At 41.8% G+C, this 15,988-nt stretch carries 16 protein-coding genes; 8 read left to right on the forward strand and 8 right to left on the reverse strand.

Translation table 11 applies throughout. From position 1 onward, the window contains the following. The first annotated feature begins 124 nt into the window (after positions 1-124). Positions 125-580, forward strand: coding sequence for a GNAT family N-acetyltransferase (locus ACHUGF_RS07705; protein ID WP_394130352.1), 456 nt, complete (start codon positions 125-127; stop codon positions 578-580). Between the two features lie 77 nt (positions 581-657). Beyond that, positions 658-975, forward strand: coding sequence for a putative quinol monooxygenase (locus tag ACHUGF_RS07710; RefSeq protein WP_394130215.1), 318 nt, complete (start codon positions 658-660; stop codon positions 973-975). Positions 976-1,135: 160 nt separating this feature from the next. Here the strand turns inward: ACHUGF_RS07710 and ACHUGF_RS07715 are convergent, their stop codons facing one another. Further along, positions 1,136-1,390, reverse strand: a complete 255-nt coding sequence (locus ACHUGF_RS07715; RefSeq protein ID WP_394130216.1) for a hypothetical protein — start codon at positions 1,388-1,390, stop codon at positions 1,136-1,138. A 182-nt stretch (positions 1,391-1,572) separates the two neighbouring features. Here ACHUGF_RS07715 and ACHUGF_RS07720 point away from each other — a divergent pair, with 182 nt between their 5' ends. Next, a complete protein-coding gene (locus ACHUGF_RS07720) occupies positions 1,573-2,457 on the forward strand; it encodes a radical SAM protein (protein WP_394130217.1) in 885 nt (294 codons plus the stop codon). Positions 2,458-2,641: 184 nt separating this feature from the next. Here ACHUGF_RS07720 and ACHUGF_RS07725 read toward each other — a convergent pair whose 3' ends face one another. From ACHUGF_RS07725 to ACHUGF_RS07735, 3 genes are all read right to left on the reverse strand, one after another. Beyond that, complete coding sequence (locus tag ACHUGF_RS07725; protein ID WP_394130218.1) at positions 2,642-2,836, reverse strand: helix-turn-helix transcriptional regulator; 195 nt, start codon at positions 2,834-2,836, stop codon at positions 2,642-2,644. Further along, positions 2,833-3,243 (reverse strand): hypothetical protein, encoded by a 411-nt coding sequence (locus ACHUGF_RS07730; protein WP_394130219.1) that lies wholly within the window; start codon positions 3,241-3,243, stop codon positions 2,833-2,835. Before ACHUGF_RS07730 ends, ACHUGF_RS07725 begins: the two co-directional genes overlap by 4 nt. 338 nt (positions 3,244-3,581) lie before the next feature. Further along, a complete protein-coding gene (locus ACHUGF_RS07735; protein WP_394130220.1) occupies positions 3,582-4,415 on the reverse strand; it encodes a mechanosensitive ion channel family protein in 834 nt (277 codons plus the stop codon). Between the two features lie 183 nt (positions 4,416-4,598). Between ACHUGF_RS07735 and ACHUGF_RS07740 the strand changes: the two genes are divergently transcribed. Next, the gene (locus tag ACHUGF_RS07740) at positions 4,599-5,066 is read left to right on the forward strand and encodes a hypothetical protein (RefSeq protein WP_394130221.1); all 468 of its coding nucleotides are present in this window, start codon (positions 4,599-4,601) and stop codon (positions 5,064-5,066) included. A gap of 370 nt (positions 5,067-5,436) precedes the next feature. On the opposite strand, the gene ACHUGF_RS07745 is transcribed toward ACHUGF_RS07740, so the two are convergent. Further along, positions 5,437-5,652: a YdcH family protein gene (locus ACHUGF_RS07745; RefSeq protein ID WP_394130222.1), complete on the reverse strand. Its 216-nt coding sequence runs from the start codon at positions 5,650-5,652 to the stop codon at positions 5,437-5,439. 355 nt (positions 5,653-6,007) lie between these two features. Between ACHUGF_RS07745 and udp the strand changes: the two genes are divergently transcribed. The 4 genes from udp (at position 6,008) to ACHUGF_RS07765 (ending at position 9,515) form a co-directional block, all read left to right on the forward strand. After that, positions 6,008-6,763: a uridine phosphorylase gene (gene udp, locus ACHUGF_RS07750; protein WP_394130223.1), complete on the forward strand. Its 756-nt coding sequence runs from the start codon at positions 6,008-6,010 to the stop codon at positions 6,761-6,763. A 384-nt stretch (positions 6,764-7,147) separates the two neighbouring features. Next, on the forward strand, positions 7,148-7,612 hold the full coding sequence (locus ACHUGF_RS07755; protein WP_394130224.1) for an NfeD family protein: 465 nt from the start codon (positions 7,148-7,150) through the stop codon (positions 7,610-7,612). Positions 7,613-7,638: 26 nt separating this feature from the next. Then, positions 7,639-8,565 (forward strand): SPFH domain-containing protein, encoded by a 927-nt coding sequence (locus ACHUGF_RS07760; protein ID WP_394130225.1) that lies wholly within the window; start codon positions 7,639-7,641, stop codon positions 8,563-8,565. Between the two features lie 2 nt (positions 8,566-8,567). Next, positions 8,568-9,515 carry an SPFH domain-containing protein gene (locus ACHUGF_RS07765; protein WP_394130353.1) on the forward strand — a complete coding sequence of 316 codons (948 nt, stop codon included), beginning with the start codon at positions 8,568-8,570 and terminating at the stop codon, positions 9,513-9,515. Positions 9,516-10,068: 553 nt separating this feature from the next. Here ACHUGF_RS07765 and ACHUGF_RS07770 read toward each other — a convergent pair. The 3 genes from ACHUGF_RS07770 to ACHUGF_RS07780 are packed head-to-tail and all read right to left on the reverse strand — an operon-like array spanning position 10,069 to position 15,751. After that, a complete protein-coding gene (locus ACHUGF_RS07770) occupies positions 10,069-11,616 on the reverse strand; it encodes an efflux transporter outer membrane subunit (protein WP_394130226.1) in 1,548 nt (515 codons plus the stop codon). Beyond that, positions 11,603-14,665 (reverse strand): efflux RND transporter permease subunit, encoded by a 3,063-nt coding sequence (locus ACHUGF_RS07775; RefSeq protein ID WP_394130227.1) that lies wholly within the window; start codon positions 14,663-14,665, stop codon positions 11,603-11,605. Before ACHUGF_RS07775 ends, ACHUGF_RS07770 begins: the two co-directional genes overlap by 14 nt. 3 nt (positions 14,666-14,668) lie before the next feature. After that, positions 14,669-15,751 (reverse strand): efflux RND transporter periplasmic adaptor subunit, encoded by a 1,083-nt coding sequence (locus ACHUGF_RS07780; protein ID WP_394130228.1) that lies wholly within the window; start codon positions 15,749-15,751, stop codon positions 14,669-14,671. Positions 15,752-15,988: the final 237 nt, after the last annotated feature.

A 15,988-nucleotide genomic window follows, 5' to 3' on the forward strand; every position in this document is an offset into this window, starting at 1 on the left:
GCCGAGCATTTGCTCGGTATTTTTTTGATTGTTTAGATGTGTGTGAATGACACTATTTTTTCATGGTAAGATTAGCGGATAAGCCTCTTTGTTATTATTAATCACTATGCCTTTAACAGATTCAATAAAGTGGAAATTCCTCAGTTTTAATGAGCTTAGCCTTGATGAGCTTTATAACATTATGCAGTTGCGTGTGAATGTGTTTGTCGTTGAGCAAAACTGTCCCTATCCGGAGTTAGATAATAAAGACAGACACGCTGAAGCCGTACACGTATTTGCGGTTAATGACCAACAAGACATGGTTGCTTATGCCCGAGTACTGCCGCCGGGGCTAAGTTATCCGCAAGCAAGCATAGGCCGAGTGATTGTTGCGTCAAAATACAGAGGCCACAATTTAGGCGCGCCATTAATGCATCATGCCATCAATACAGCGTTAGCTAAGTGGCCAAAGGCGGGTATACAAATTGGTGCACAACAAGCGATAGAACGCTTTTATGTGGAGCTTGGTTTCAAAACCATATCCCCCATGTACCTTGAAGATGACATCCCACACATTGATATGGTTTATCAAGCTGAATAGTGATTAACAACTCAATGCTTTAAAGCCTTACGCAATATAAGCACTCACCATATTTACAATTAAAAATAAGGATTTACATGTCTGACTACACTATTAATACAGCACAATTAGTTTGTGTGGCGCAATTTGTTGCAAAGCCAGGTAAACGTGATGCGTTAGTGGCTGCATTGGCCGCACTTATTCCTGATACTCGTCGTGAATCAGGCTGTATTCGCTATGAGCTGAATGTCAGTTTAGAAGATGAAAATAAAGTCGCATTTGTGGAAAAGTTTGTAGATAGAGCGGCTTTTGATATGCATTGTCAAAAAGATGCCATCCAAGATTATTTTCATAATGTGATGCCGCAATTAGTTGAGTCACATCATGTGGAACTATTCAATCAGGTGATTGCGTAGCGCATATCATTATATGCCATTAAGCTTTTTTCGTGTGGAAGATGTTAGGGAGCTGGAGAGAGGTCGTATTTCACTCGACTCGTTTGTTAGAGAAGGGCAGTGTGCCCTACCTACGGGTAAGGCATGAATCACATTGGCTATTTATATTACTGCTTAGTGCTTAGTGTTCAGTACGCAGTGTAATTTTGGGTCTTAAATCAACCTCTCCATCTGCATGAATCACAGCAATGTCATTATTTTGAGTGACGACTGCCAGTGGCCCTTTTGGGGTTTGTCTGACAAACATCAGTTGATACCCGTAACGATTCAGATCATATAGCGCGACTTTTTGATCTGCAGTTGTGTTATCCCAGTGTGCTTCATTAGTTAAACTCGTTTGGCGACGATCATTTAATTGATGTGCGACTTGGTTCATAATCAATGCTACCTGTATATTTATTATTGTTAATAGAAGGTTAACGGAACTAATATAACAATAAAAATGGGTTTGGAAAGTAGTTTTAGTCAAATACTCATGCAAATACCTACGTAAATTATGCATATTGAGTTCACTTTTAATGTGTTATTGATCGTGAATTTGACATTGTTCAACAAGGGATGCCTGTGATCCAGTATATTGAGCCCGTGTTTCGACCTCCTTCTGAGTGGAAATCATTAATTTTGCAAGTGACTAATGGTTGCAGTTGGAATCGCTGTAGCTTTTGTGACATGTATACCCAGCCTCAAAAAAAGTTTAGGGCTCAGAAAGTGGATAAAATTGAGGCGGACATCTTGGCTGCTGCACAATCGAGTCAGCCTATTTCAAGGGTCTTTTTAGCTGATGGTGACGCGATGAGTCTACCTTTTGCACGGTTAAAGGCCATTTGCCAACTGATCAATACACATTTGCCCAGTGTGACGCGAATAAGCAGTTATTGCTTACCTAGAAACTTGAATAATAAGACGGTAAGTGAGTTAACTGAATTACGTGAAATGGGCTTATCGCTTATGTATGTCGGTTGTGAGAGTGGTGATAACGAGGTACTTGAAAGAATTGCAAAGGGTGAAACTTATCAGAGTTCGCTTACCGCGTTACAGAAAATCCGTGATGCCGGCATGAAGTCTTCAGTCATGATATTAATGGGGCTGGGCGGTGAGCAATTATCGCAGCAACATGCTCGCCATTCTGCGTTGCTAATGAATGAAGCGCAGCCAGACTATTTATCCACACTCGTCGTCACTTTACCCTTAGGTACTGAAAAAATGGATGCCGCATTTGATGGTCAATTTTTATTGCCTGATCAGCGAGGTCTATTAACGGAAATGCATACCTTATTGGATGGTTTAACGCTCAACAAAACGATATTCCGCTCTGATCATGCGTCTAACTACCTCGTATTAAAGGGCGTGCTAGGCAAGGATAAACCAACATTGCTTGCTCAAGTAGAGCAGGCACTGCAAGGCATGGTGCCATTAAGGCAAGAGTGGCAACGGGGTTTGTAAGACGATAATTTTGTACTTTAACCTATTTCTCATCCTTGGGCTTTTAGCACTTAGTTTTAGCACTTAGTTTTAGTACTTAGTTTTAGCTCTTAGAACTAAAACTTTATTAAGAAGCTGTGCATTAGCGAATATTCCAATACAAGCTTCATGGCACCCGAGCTTGGTAGCGCGAGTGCCATTAAGGCTATACCTCATCTTGAAATATCTCTTCAATTTTTAGCTCAAATAAGCGGGCAGCTTTAAATGCTAAAGGTAAACTAGGGTCAAACTTACCTTTTTCAATAGCGTTAATGGTTTGTCTAGAGACACCTAGTAAATCTGCCAGTTGTGCTTGAGTGAGATCGCGTTCAGCTCGTAACACTTTGAGTCGATTCTTCATTGATATTTCCTATTGCCCAGTAAAATGCCCGACATATATGTTAGCGACATTAAAATGACCAAGTGTGAGATCTCTGCATGGCTATTAATAATGCCAGTGGTATCGAGTGTTGAATAACTGATACCAGCCACTAATCCGATACCTAAACTGAGCCCCATGGCATTTAATTGTATGCGCTGTTGTAGTTCATCAAGACCAGTTAAATGTTTCTTGTTAGCAATAATCATCACTAAACCCACTGCAAAATTGATCAGAATAGCGGATAAGGTCATTGAAGGATCTTGCCAAATAAATTCTGGGCCAAAGACGGCTACCGCTAACGAAACGACCCATGCAAAGGTCCAACGAGCTAAACGTTTGGTATTAACACACTGCTGTTGCTTCCATTCATTGTCTGCTGATTTCATTTCTTTCTCCTTAAAGTTACCTTGTCATTATGTAAAGCTAGCTTGACCTTTACTATGTGCTGAAATATCAATCATGTCAAGTTTGTTTTACTTAATGTTTTGTAAAGTTGACTTTTATGACTTTAATAATCGTTTTGTAAAGATTTTAGGTATTTGATTAGAAAAACAATGTGTCAATAGCCGAGCTGGAAGTTGGGCGTGCTATTAAAGAGGAAGGTGGCTATCTAGGTGTGCTGCAGGCTTAAAATCTTGTATCAAGCTGAGTGCTTGAAAAGTGCTAAAATGCTTGGCCGCCAGTTGCACTGATGCGAAATGGCGGCCTTGTGTAGGAGCTAAAATTAGTGTTGTATATGAACTTCTCTGACCGGGCATGGGATGCTGATGCCAGCGCTGTGTAATGCGTTAATCACAGCGAGGTTTGTTTGATATTTGGCTTCAAAATACTGCGGTGTTGGCACCCAATAACGAATGCCGATTTCGATGCCGATAGAGTTAAAGGCATTAACACCAACCAGAGGTTTCTGCTGTTGATTGACAAAATTTGACTGGGCGAGCTGTTGTTCGATGATGGCAATGACTTGGTCTGTGTCGGATTGGTATTCAATATTCAAGCGGGTTTCAACAAGCTTATATTCAAAGGAATTATGTAAAATCTCGCCCACAATATGCTTATTAGGAATGCTGATTTGCTCACCTTCTTCATTGGTTAAAATTGTTTGTCCAAGTTTGATTTCATCAACAACACCTGCAACACCTTTGATTTCAATCGTGTTTCCCACAACAAAGGGGCGGGTCACAATGATAGTGATACCTGCGGCATAATTAGACAACATGCCCTGCAATGCAAGACCAGCACCTAATGAAGCCGCACCGATGGCGGCAACCATTGGCGTTACACTTATCCCCAGCTTGCCTAAACAAATCACCGCAACCATGATGATGATGGTTATTCGAATTAAATTCGAGGTGAATTGGGTTAAGGTAATATCGATATTGTGCTTTTTCAGTTGCTTGGCAACTAAATTTGAAACCTTGCTAGCAACGAGGAGACCGATCAAGAAAATCACAATCGCGCCAATAAGTTGTAAGCTATAGCGCATTAAAAAGTCGAGAATAAAATTGTAGGCATTTTCGAGTTGTTGCAATTCTTGGTCTAAACTTGCTTGGTTCATTGGATTGTCCTTTATCACATGTGGCTTACAGCGGTTGCCAGAGTGAGCATGATAACAATTTTTTTATCTTTGATCGAAGTTGTTTCTGGGTGTGACACACTTCAAGGAAAACTCTCCTGTTGCTAGTTAAATCACTGAGATAGTGCAAGATACCATCAACAAATATCATTTATAGGATTGAGCATGGCCTCATTATTAAAATCTGCATTTTTATGTATCGGCTTTTTAGCCAGCTTCGCTGCTGCAGCCCAAACCATCAATGTGGGTAGCCAGTTGGCTGAAATTAAACTGGAAGACCAGTTTGAGCAATCGTTGTCACTCACGAGCGAAACACAATATTTACTGTTTAGCCGGGATATGAAAGGGGGCGAAGTGGTACAACTTGCGTTAGAGCAGCATGAAAATAACGATGCCGTTGACATTATTTATCTTGCGGACATCAGTAAAATGCCTGGTTTGATTTCTCGATTTATTGCGGTCCCAAGAATGAAAGACTATCCATTTTCAGTTGGGCTTGATAGAGAAGGTGATGCAACATCAAACCTGCCAAGCAATAAAGATGTGGCGACATTGGTGACATTAGATAACTTAACCGTTAAAAGTATTCAGTTTATTGATGATGCGGATGCATTGGCAAAACTATTACGTTAAGTCATTAAACTTAGGCAATAAAAAGGACGCTTAGCGTCCTTTTTTATTTTCAGCCCTAAACCACCAACTTCAGTAGGTGGTTATCATCAATTAGGGTTTGCCTGTATCTTTGTTTGTATGGCATGCCAGCTTGAGGTTGATTCAGCTATGCAATGATATTTAAAGCACGCAGCAAGCACATCCCTGTGGGCTCGACGAAAACATCCATGTTTTCAACGGCTTTAAATATCATTACTCATAGATGCTACTGAGGCTACAAAATAACTGAAACGCCCCCTTTTAGGGGGCTGAATGAAAGCCACCTTCTTCAGAAGGTGGATTCTTTACTTAGTAAACACGATTACGAATAGTCCATGACTGCTGCGTAAGCCTATGCTGATTTTTTGCGCAATATTTCGAAAATTTCTTCTTTTAAATGGAGTTTTTTGGATTTAAGCACTTTGAGCTCAGAATCTAGATCGGTACTGCTGTGGGTTTCAAGTTCCTTTATTTTTTCATCTAGTTGATTATGTTCGGTAAACTTTCTTGAGAAGTAAGCGTCACTGGTCTTTAGTTGGCTAATAAGTTCGCGATATTCTGGAAACATAGGCTGGGCTCCGTGAGTCTTAGAAAAATCCTTATTGATTAATTTAACCCTATGCCTTTATGGGGAATATATATTTGATATAAATCAAATTCACAGTTAATTCACAAATGAAACCAGATAATTGGACTATGCTAGCTGCCTAGCAAATGAATTATTTGATAGCAAAATTTATCTACAACTCAATACTGGTGGGCGTTATCCGTAATATCAGTTGAATGAGGGTAATTGTGAAGTTAATAGAGGGTTATCAGAAGATAAAAGACATTATGTGATCCAGTTAACCTTTTTTCAGTGTAGACTAGTATACAGTTTTTAAAACAATGAATTTCATATACAAGATAATTAGAGGTTCCACATGTCTGATGTATTTCACTTAGGACTGACCAAAAGCATGTTAGATGGGGCGACACTGGCAATTGTGCCTGGTGACCCAGAGCGTGTTCAGCGTATTGCCGAACTGATGGATAATGCTACTTTTCTTGCCAGTCATCGAGAGTACACTTCTTACTTAGCGTACATTGACGGTAAGGCTGTTGTAGTTTGTTCTACAGGTATTGGTGGACCTTCGACTTCTATTGCTGTTGAAGAGCTAGCACAGCTTGGGGTAACCACTTTCTTGCGCGTGGGTACTACTGGTGCAATTCAGCCAGAAGTGAATGTGGGTGATGTGATTGTGACACAAGCTTCAGTACGTTTAGATGGTGCTAGCTTACACTTTGCACCACTAGAATTCCCAGCCGCTGCTGATTTCAATTGTACTACTGCAATGGTTGCAGCTTGTCGTGATGCAGGAGTTGAACCTCATATTGGCATTACTGCTTCTTCAGACACTTTCTATCCTGGTCAAGAACGCTATGACACCGTTTCAGGCCGAGTGACTCAGCGCTTTGCCGGTTCAATGAAAGAGTGGCAAGCCATGGGGGTGCTGAATTATGAAATGGAATCGGCAACCTTATTTACCATGTGCGCATCGCAAGGTTGGCGTGCAGCTTGTGTCGCAGGTGTGATTGTTAACCGCACTCAACAAGAAATTCCTGATGAAGCAACAATGAAGAAAACGGAAGTAAGCGCCATTTCAATCGTGGTCGATGCCGCGAGAAAACTGCTGTAGAGAGTGGTGTTTATTAATAATAAAAAGGTGCTTAGGCACCTTTTTTTGTGGTTTTTTTAGCTTTGATATCATGTCAGACAAGGCATTTTTTTCATGGATTAAAAGGTAAAAGTAGCAGAGTGTATTTGAGGATAAATGGCTTTTTTACCGATAATATTTTGCAGTATGTCAGAGGTTAATATTTTGCTTTTAAGTGCAATTGCTGTATTGTGACATATTATGTCTCGCAGTGACGTCGTACAATTATGCTGTAACGTTATTGAATGGTAGGTTAGCTTTTTTAAATATATTCATGGGCTTATCTTTGGAGTAGAGTTAACCAACATTTTTATAGTTAGCTGCCTTCATTAACTATTTCTATTAGGCCATATTCAAGGAGTTGAGATGGATTTATCAAACCCAACTGTTGTGTGGTTCACCATCGGGGTACTCCTGATGCTATCAGAAATTATCCTGCCAGGTGGGATAGTGATTTTGCTCGGTGCGGCGTGTGTCATAGTCGCAGCAGCGTTAGGGCTCGGTATAGTGGAAGGGCTTGCGCAGAGTATGACCTTGTGGTTTATCGTGTCGATAGTGCTGCTACTTAGCTTTAGACATGTGACACAACGTCTTATTGGTGGCGATTCACATGTAGATAATACTGACGAAGAATTAGATTTATACAATCAAGTTGCCATAGTGAAAGACCAAATTGGACCAGGAAATAAAACAGGAAGAATTAGTTGTTTAGGCTCAGATTGGGTCGCGTTAGGTGACGGTTCCGTCATCGATAAAGGGATTCAGGTGAGGATTATTTGCCGCGACAATATTGGTTTCGTGGTGGAGCCAGTTACACCCAAACAAGATTAAATTACGGCTGAATATAAGGAAATAATATGTTCGTTTTTACCATCGGATTTTTGTTTATCGCGTTTATTTTATTCAAACTCATGCTCATTGTGCCAATGCGTGAAGTGAATGTCATTGAGCGCCTAGGTAAGTTTAAGAAAGTCTTAAAACCCGGGTTTCATTTTTTAATCCCCTTTGTTGATCGCGTGGCTTATCGCCATGATACACGTGAAGAAGTACTAGATGTGCCACCACAAAGCTGTATCTCAAAAGACAATACACAGTTAGAAGTGGATGGCCTCGTTTATCTTAAAGTGATGGATGGCAAGCTAGCGAGTTATGGTATTGAAGATTACCGACGCGCGGCAGTGAATTTAGCACAAACGACCATGCGCTCTGAGATTGGTAAATTAACCTTATCGCAAACCTTTTCAGAACGAGACAGCTTGAATGAATCCATTGTGCGTGAAATTGATAAAGCCTCAGATCCTTGGGGGATCAAAGTACTGCGTTATGAGATTAAAAACATTACGCCTTCACGCCATGTTATTCACACGCTTGAGAAACAAATGGAAGCTGAGCGTCAAAAGCGCGCAGAAATTACCTTAGCCAATGCTGAAAAAGCAGCCATGATCAATATGTCTGAAGGTGAACGCCAAGAAGCGATTAACTTATCAGAAGGTCAAAAACAAAAGCGGATTAATGAGGCTGTCGGTACGGGTAAAGAGATATCCATCATTGCCAATGCTAAGGCACAAGGCATGGAATTAATCTGTCAGTCATTGGCGACAAAAGGCGGCAATGACGCCATGAACATGCTGCTTAAGGAGCAGTTTATTGAGCAGGTGGGTCATATCTTATCTGAAGCACAAGTCTCTGTGGTTCCCGCCGAAATGGCAAAGCTTGAAGGCTTCTTCGAGGGGATGGAACAAGTGACAAACACAGTTGCTGGTAAAGCAAAAGGAGCACGCTAATGATTAATATCAATGGAATTGATACCGACATGATTGTGATGGTGATTTGGGGGGCTATTTTTGCCATTTTTGTGGTGAAGCTATTCCAGTCAATTCGTTTAGTGCCGACTAAATCTGCTTATATTGTTGAGCGTTTAGGTAAATACCATTCAACCCTCGATGCGGGTTTTCATGCCTTAGTGCCATTTATTGATAAAGTGGCTTACATTCATGACTTAAAAGAAGAAACCATTGATGTGCCACCGCAAGAGTGTTTCTCAAGCGATGAAGTGAATGTTGAAGTGGATGGTGTGATTTATATTTCAGTGACTGACCCCGTAAAAGCTAGCTACGGTATTACTGATTACCGTTACGCAGCGATTCAACTGGCACAAACTACCACACGTTCAGTGATTGGTACATTGGATTTAGACCGTACTTTCGAAGAGCGTGACATTATTTCTGCCAAGGTTGTTGAAGTGCTCGATGAAGCCGGTGCTATGTGGGGTATTCGCGTACACCGTTATGAAATTAAAAATATTACCCCACCTGAAACCGTTAAAAATGCGATGGAAATGCAGGTGAATGCAGAGCGAGAGCGCCGTGCATTATTAGCGAAAAGTGAAGGTGATAAGCAATCTAAAATTAACCGCTCTGAAGGTGTAATGGCAGAAACCATTAACTTATCAGAAGGTGAAATGCAGCGCCGTATTAATGAAGCTGAAGGTAAAGCGGAAGAGATTTTAACCCTTGCAAAAGCCACGGCTGAGTCGATTGAAAAACTGGCCGTAGTCATTTCTGCTGAGGGTGGTCAAAGCGCGCTAAGAATGCAATTAGGTGAGCAATACATGAAACAGCTAGATGGCTTAAGTAAGTCTGATAGTCGTATTGTGCTGCCGGGTAACATGGTTAATTTTGAGTACTGGCTAGACAGTATTGGTTTGAAGGATGATAAAACTTCAAATTCATAATTGAGACTAGAAAGCCGGCCCAGCCGGTTTTTTATTTTCAGCCCTAAACCACCTACTTCAGTAGGTGGTTATCATCAATTAGGGTTTGCCTGTATCTTTGTTTGTATGGCATGCCAGCTTGAGGTTGATTCAGCTATGCAATGATATTTAAAGCACGCAGCAAGCACATCCCCTCTTTGTTTTAAAAGATGGCTCGACGAAAACATCCATGTTTTCAACGGCTTTAAATATCATTACTCATAGATGCTACTGAGGCTAAAAATAACTGAAACGCCCCCCTTTTAGGGGGCTGAATGAAAGCCACCTTCTTCAGAAGGTGGATTCTTTACTGCATAATTGTCGGGTGCGGTTATTCAATTGCAGGGCGTTATAGTCCTGTTTTTACAGAAAGTATTGATGTATTTTTTTAGCTGTTATCGCTTTGAGTTATGTGCTAATCGCAACTGAGAAGCTTCAGTTAAGAAAAAGCCCCTGTGACATTCACAAGGGCTGACTTTATCAACTTAAGTTCATTATCTAATGTTGCTTAGCTAAAATGGTATGAGCAAGTAACTTACTCTGCCACCTTGCTTGCTGCAGCACTATTTACGTCAGCGTTTTCAGCTCCTGCATTTTCAGCATTAGCATTGTCAACATTAGCACCGTTCGGTTGATTCTCGACTTGCCAGTCACCGCCTAGCGATTTGTTGACCAATAACAGGTTATTAGCCACGTTTAACTTGGCTAATACCATGGCATCTTTGACTTGATTATCTTGCCTTTGTGCATCCAGCACTTGTAAATAATCAATTAAACCAGCTTGATATAAGCTTTTGGCTTTGGTTACCGCCATTTGTGATTGTTCGGCAGCTTCAGCGAGTTGCTCGTGGAACATCATGCTGTTGCCATACGTCATCAAGGTGGTTTCCACTTCATTGAATGCGTCATTCACGGTTTGTTGATATCTCAGGCCAGCTTGTTTGAAGCGAGATTCTTGTAATTCAACCATGGCATCACTGCGACCACCATCAAACACATTCCAAGTTACACCAGCCACACCTAACCAACTGCTCGAGCCAGAGCTAAATAAGTCATCGGCATTTTTCGCTAAGGTTGCCGGTGATGCCGTGATGTAAAAGCTAGGATACTTAGCTGCGATACTGGCACCGAGTTCTTGGTTGACTGCTGCCATCTCACGTTCAGCAAATGCAATATCGGTTCTTCGCTTTAACAAGTCAGACGGTAAACCAACAGGGATTTTTCCGGTAACTGTTGGCAAAGGTGCATCTTCAAACTTACCTTCTAAGCTACTTGGGTGTTGTCCTAGCAGCGTAGCAATACGATATAAATGCACTTTCTCAGCAGTTTCAAACACGGTTTGTGAGGCTCTAACGCCCGCTAAAGCCGCTTTGGCTTTGGCTAAGTCTAAATCAGAACCATAGCCTGAATTAACTAGGCTTTTGACCATGTCTAATGTTTGATGCTGTTCGTCTATATTTTGCTTGGCAATGTTGAGCCTTTCTTGCGCGCCACGGTATTGAATGTAGTTATGAATGAGATCCGTAGTAATTAAGGTCACCATGCCTTGCTGCATAATCTCAGCTTGTTCAAGTCGAATGCTGGCAGCTTGGCTAAGAGCATCTAATTTACCAAAAATGTCCATCTCCCAACTGATGTTTGCACCGACCATAAAGCCATACTGATCTCTGTCAACTAAATCGATAGTTTGCCCGTTAAGTGGGTTGTCTATGCCTGAGACAATGCCACCTAATAGTGGGTCTTTCTCAGAGATGCCATATGAAAAACCGCCAGCCCCTAATGAAATTGTCGGGATGTTAAAAGAGGATACGGCTTGTTCATAGGCTTTGGCCGCTTGGATTCGTTGGGCAGCAATACTAATGGTTAAGTTTTGCTGCTGAACTTGTTCAATTAACTGGTTCAGTTGGGGATCGTTAAAACCTTTCCACCAATGATCCGTGTTTTCTTCAGAGGAAGTCACGGTATCCGCTTGGTTAAGGTAAATCTGATCCATACCAATTGTTTGTTCAACTTCATAATCTGGGGTGACACTACAACCAGCCAAAAGCAATGCGATAGCAAGGGTTAAGTTACGCTTTTTCATTCACATACTCCTGAGATGAAATTGAAGCTGAATTGCTGAACCAGACTTTATAAAGCGCTGGCATCAATAATAAGGTTAAGGCTGTTGCCACCATAAGACCGCCAATAATGGTGGCTGCCATTTGGTCGAATAGCAGATCGCTTAATAGCGGGATCATGCCCAATGCTGTGGTTAACGCACCCATGGTAATGGCCATCGTACGATTTAAGGTGGCATCGAGGATGGCATCATCCAGTGACTTACCGTTTTTACGCTCCAGTTCAATTTGGTCTGCTAATACGATACCGTTTTTGATGATCATGCCAGACAGTGCGATAGCACCAACCAAGGCCATGAAACCAAATGGTTTATCAAACAACAGTAGTGACCAACACACGCCAATGGCTGCTAATGGCACTGTGGTTAAAATAATCAGCGGTTGTTTAAACGAACCAAATAAGGCCACCAAAATGATTACCATGATCAAAAAGGCTTTAGGTGTTTGCAGCAAAATGTCGTCAATGGCTTCTTTTTCATCGGCATACTCGCCGCCCCAATGCATGCTATAGCCTGGTGGAAGTGCAATGGCTTCAATCTGCTCACTGACCTGATTGCGTACGTTACCAATCGTGTCACCATGAACACCTGCTTGAACGGTTAAGGTCGGTACTCTATCTCTACGCCATAACATGCTTTGCTCACCTTGAATTTCAAAGCCGTCGATAACGTGGGATAAAGGTACACTGTGCATGCCTAGCATTGAGCGCACAGGAATGTCACCCATGTCATCAATACTGGCATTTGGAGAGCGCATAATAATCGGCATTAATGTGTCGTTTTGACGTAACTGACCTATGGTAAAGCCGTCTGTGGCGCGCTTAATCGCCAGTGAAATATCGGTACGATTAACACCAGCCAAGCGAGCTTTTTCTTGGTTGATTATCGGCACTAACACTTTACTTTCTTGGCGCCAGTCGTCACGTACATATCGAGTATGTGGATGTTGATCCAATATCTCTTGCGTTTGACTTGATAACTCATGTAGCACTTCAGGATCTGGCCCTGAGTATCTTACTTCGATACTGAACTTATCTTTAGTTGCCAGTTTTAAGTCGCGAAAGCGTGGTTGTGCTTGCGGGAAGTTTTCTGATAACCATGCATTACCGTCACTTACTAACGTCGTTATGCTGTCGTAATCATGAGTATTGATAAGAATTTGGCCATAACTGCTGTCCAACGGCTCAGGTTCAACCGTTACCGAGAATCGTGGTGCACTTGCACCGATGTAGCTGGCAATACTGTCAACTTCAGGACGCGCAAGTAACCATTGTTCGATGTCTTTCATGTCTGCAGAGACTTGCTCTATCTGGCTGCCACTGGGTAACCAGTAATCAAGAAAGACCATTTCCCTGTCAGATGTCGGGATAAAGTTTACTTTTACCATTGGCGCAATGAGTACAGTTAATGCGACTGCTAACGCTGCCGATGCAATAGAGCGTTTCGGATTGCTGATAGTCCACTTAATGATATGGGTAAACTTTTGAGTTAATTTATTTGGTTTTGCGTCTTCGGTCTGTGGTTTGACTTTGACAAACAACCAACACATTAATGGTGTGAAGGTCATGGCAATGACCCAAGAGAGCATCATTGAACTCGCTAGAATTTGCACAACTGAAATAGCAAACTCAGATGCATCCGTGGTTGAGAAAATCACTGGGCTTGCACCCATAATGGCAATTAATGTTGCACCTAATAATGGTATCGCCGTTTCACTGATACTTTCTGTTGCTGCAGCTAAACGCGCCTTACCTTGTTTGAGCTTTGAGGCAAACATATCGGTGATCACAATGGCGTTATCTACCAGCATACCCAGTGCCAGAATAAATGAGCCTACTGATACGCGCTGTAAATCAATGTTAAATACATTCATGAAAATCAGCGTAGCAAGGATAGTCAGTAATAAGCTACTCCCTACAATCAGTGCACTCTTCCAGCCCATAAATATCATCAGTACCACGACTACAATCGCAATACTTTCGAGTAGGTTGTTGATAAAGGTAGTGATGGAGTCGTGCACTTCTTCAGGCTGAAATGCGATGGTGCTAATCGTTACGCCTACAGGTAATTGGGCTTGATAGTCGTCAATGATCTGCGTGAGCTGATCGCCCAAAGATACCACATTAATCCCATTTACAGGGCTAACGGCTAGGGTGATAGCTGGCTCGCTATTATAGCGACTTTGTGTCAGTGCCGGTTTTTGATAGTCATAGTAAATATTGCTGATGTCGCCTAACTTGATTAACCCAGTTGAAAGTGGGCCAACGCCAGATTTGATCATCAAGTTTTTGATGTCATCAATGTCATTAAATGCACCGGTTTGCGCCACTCTTAAGCGCTCAATACCCATTTCGAAGCTGCCGGCATCGAGTGGAACATTTTGACTGTTTAGCTGACTAATCACTTGCGCAGCTGATAAGCCTGACTCTGCGATGCGTTCGTCGCTGATATCAATATGCACGACACGATTTTGTACACCATGCAGTTCAATTTTTTTAATGCCAGATACGCTTTTTAAGCGACGCTGTAATTCTTTTGAGTAATCTTTTAATTGATGTGGCTGTGCATCGGTGCTGTGGATCGCGAATAACATGCCATACACTTCAGAAAACTCATCTTGCACAATACTGATTTGCGCTTCGGGTGGTAATAACAGTTTAATATCACCTACCTTTCTTCTGAGTAAGTCCCACTCTTGTGGTAACGCATCACTAGGCAGCTCGCTGACTAAATCAACAAAAATCATTGATACACCAGGCTTTGACAATGAGCGTAGCGTTTTAAGTGAGGCCATTTCTTGCAACTTGGTCTCAACAGGATCGGTAACCAACTGCTCAACTTCACTGGCCGATGCACCTGGGTATAGCGTCACAACCACCGCTGTTTTCACAGTAAAAGATGGGTCTTCAAGTTTACCTAGATCGAAGTATGAGTAGATACCTGCAATCGCCGCTAATACAAAGAAGAAAATAACGAACACACGTTGTCTAATCGCAAATTCAGCTAAATTCATTTTTTATCTTCCTAAATCAACAATATTGGTTGCGTCAGCTCCATCAGTTAAGAATGAAGCGCCAGCAATAATGATGGTTTCTTCTCCGGTGAATTCCCCTTGGATGCAGCTTGAGTTCATCCCCGCACTGACCAAGGAAACTGGCATAACCTTTACTTTGGCCGATTCAACTTTAGAAACATGGATTTGCTTATCAATGCTGAAGATGGCCGTTGAAGGAACGCAGTAGGTTTTTGCCGATTGTTGTGCAGGTTGGATGCGCGCATTGACAACCTTGCCTGGGTAAAAGTTTGTATGTGGCGGCTTAATGGTAATCGTCGCGCTATAGGTGCGTTTAATCGGGTCGGCAATGGTGGTGATCTCGGTGATATTACCTAGTACTGTTTGCTCAGTGTCTGAGCTGCTTATCGTGGCTTGTTGACCGCGGTAAACATCACGTAACTGGGCTTCTGACACATCAATAACTGCTTGAATTGAATCAGGTTGGTGCATGATCACAAAGCTGATGCCAGGTGAAACTTGCTCAAAGTTATCAAAATTGCGCTTACCAATAACACCGTTAAATGGCGCGGTTAACTCGGTGTAAGCTAATGAATCTTGTGCTTGTTGTAAATTCAGCGACACAATATTAACCGCAGCTTCTGCTCGTTCGACACTGGTTTGTGCGCGTTCGACATTCACATCGGCAATGGCTTTGTCTTTATTGGCTGATAATGTTCTAGCTAGCTCATTTTGTGCTTGTTGATAACTTGCTTTTGCTTCTACTAAGCGGGCTTCAAGCTCGTTTACTCTTACTTGAAAATCATGTGGGTCTAACCTCGCAATCACTTGCCCAGCTTTTACGTGTTCACCTTGATTAAACAGAATTTCGTTTAAGGTGCCTGGTACTCGAAAAGCCAAACTTGCCTGCTGCTGAGACTCGATTACGCCAGAAAAACGTAAGCTCTGCTGTTGATTAATATGGTCGATATTAATCACAGCAATAGGTTGTGATGGCTTAATGTCTACATTTGTTTGGTTGTTACAAGCTGTCAGTGAAAGTAGTCCGACGGCCACTAGCGTGATCTGTTTCTTTGGCATTTTCATGTGCATCCCCTTAGTTTGCGGGGGCATTTTAAGTGCATTGGCTAGTGCTCATAAAGCCACCATTTTGGGTTTAATTGTCTTGTAAAATGAGACAATTGGTTTTTAAAGCAATTAGCTCATTTCATTTTGGTTAATCTCGTTGCTGGTGTTACCCGCTATTGTTTAATGATTATTTTCTGTTATTTAAAATGTTACATGTTTGGGTTAGGAACTTTGGGAAAATGTATCAAATTAATG

Origin of the sequence: Shewanella maritima (genome assembly GCF_043643735.1) — a bacterium.
GTDB lineage: Bacteria > Pseudomonadota > Gammaproteobacteria > Enterobacterales > Shewanellaceae > Shewanella > Shewanella maritima_A.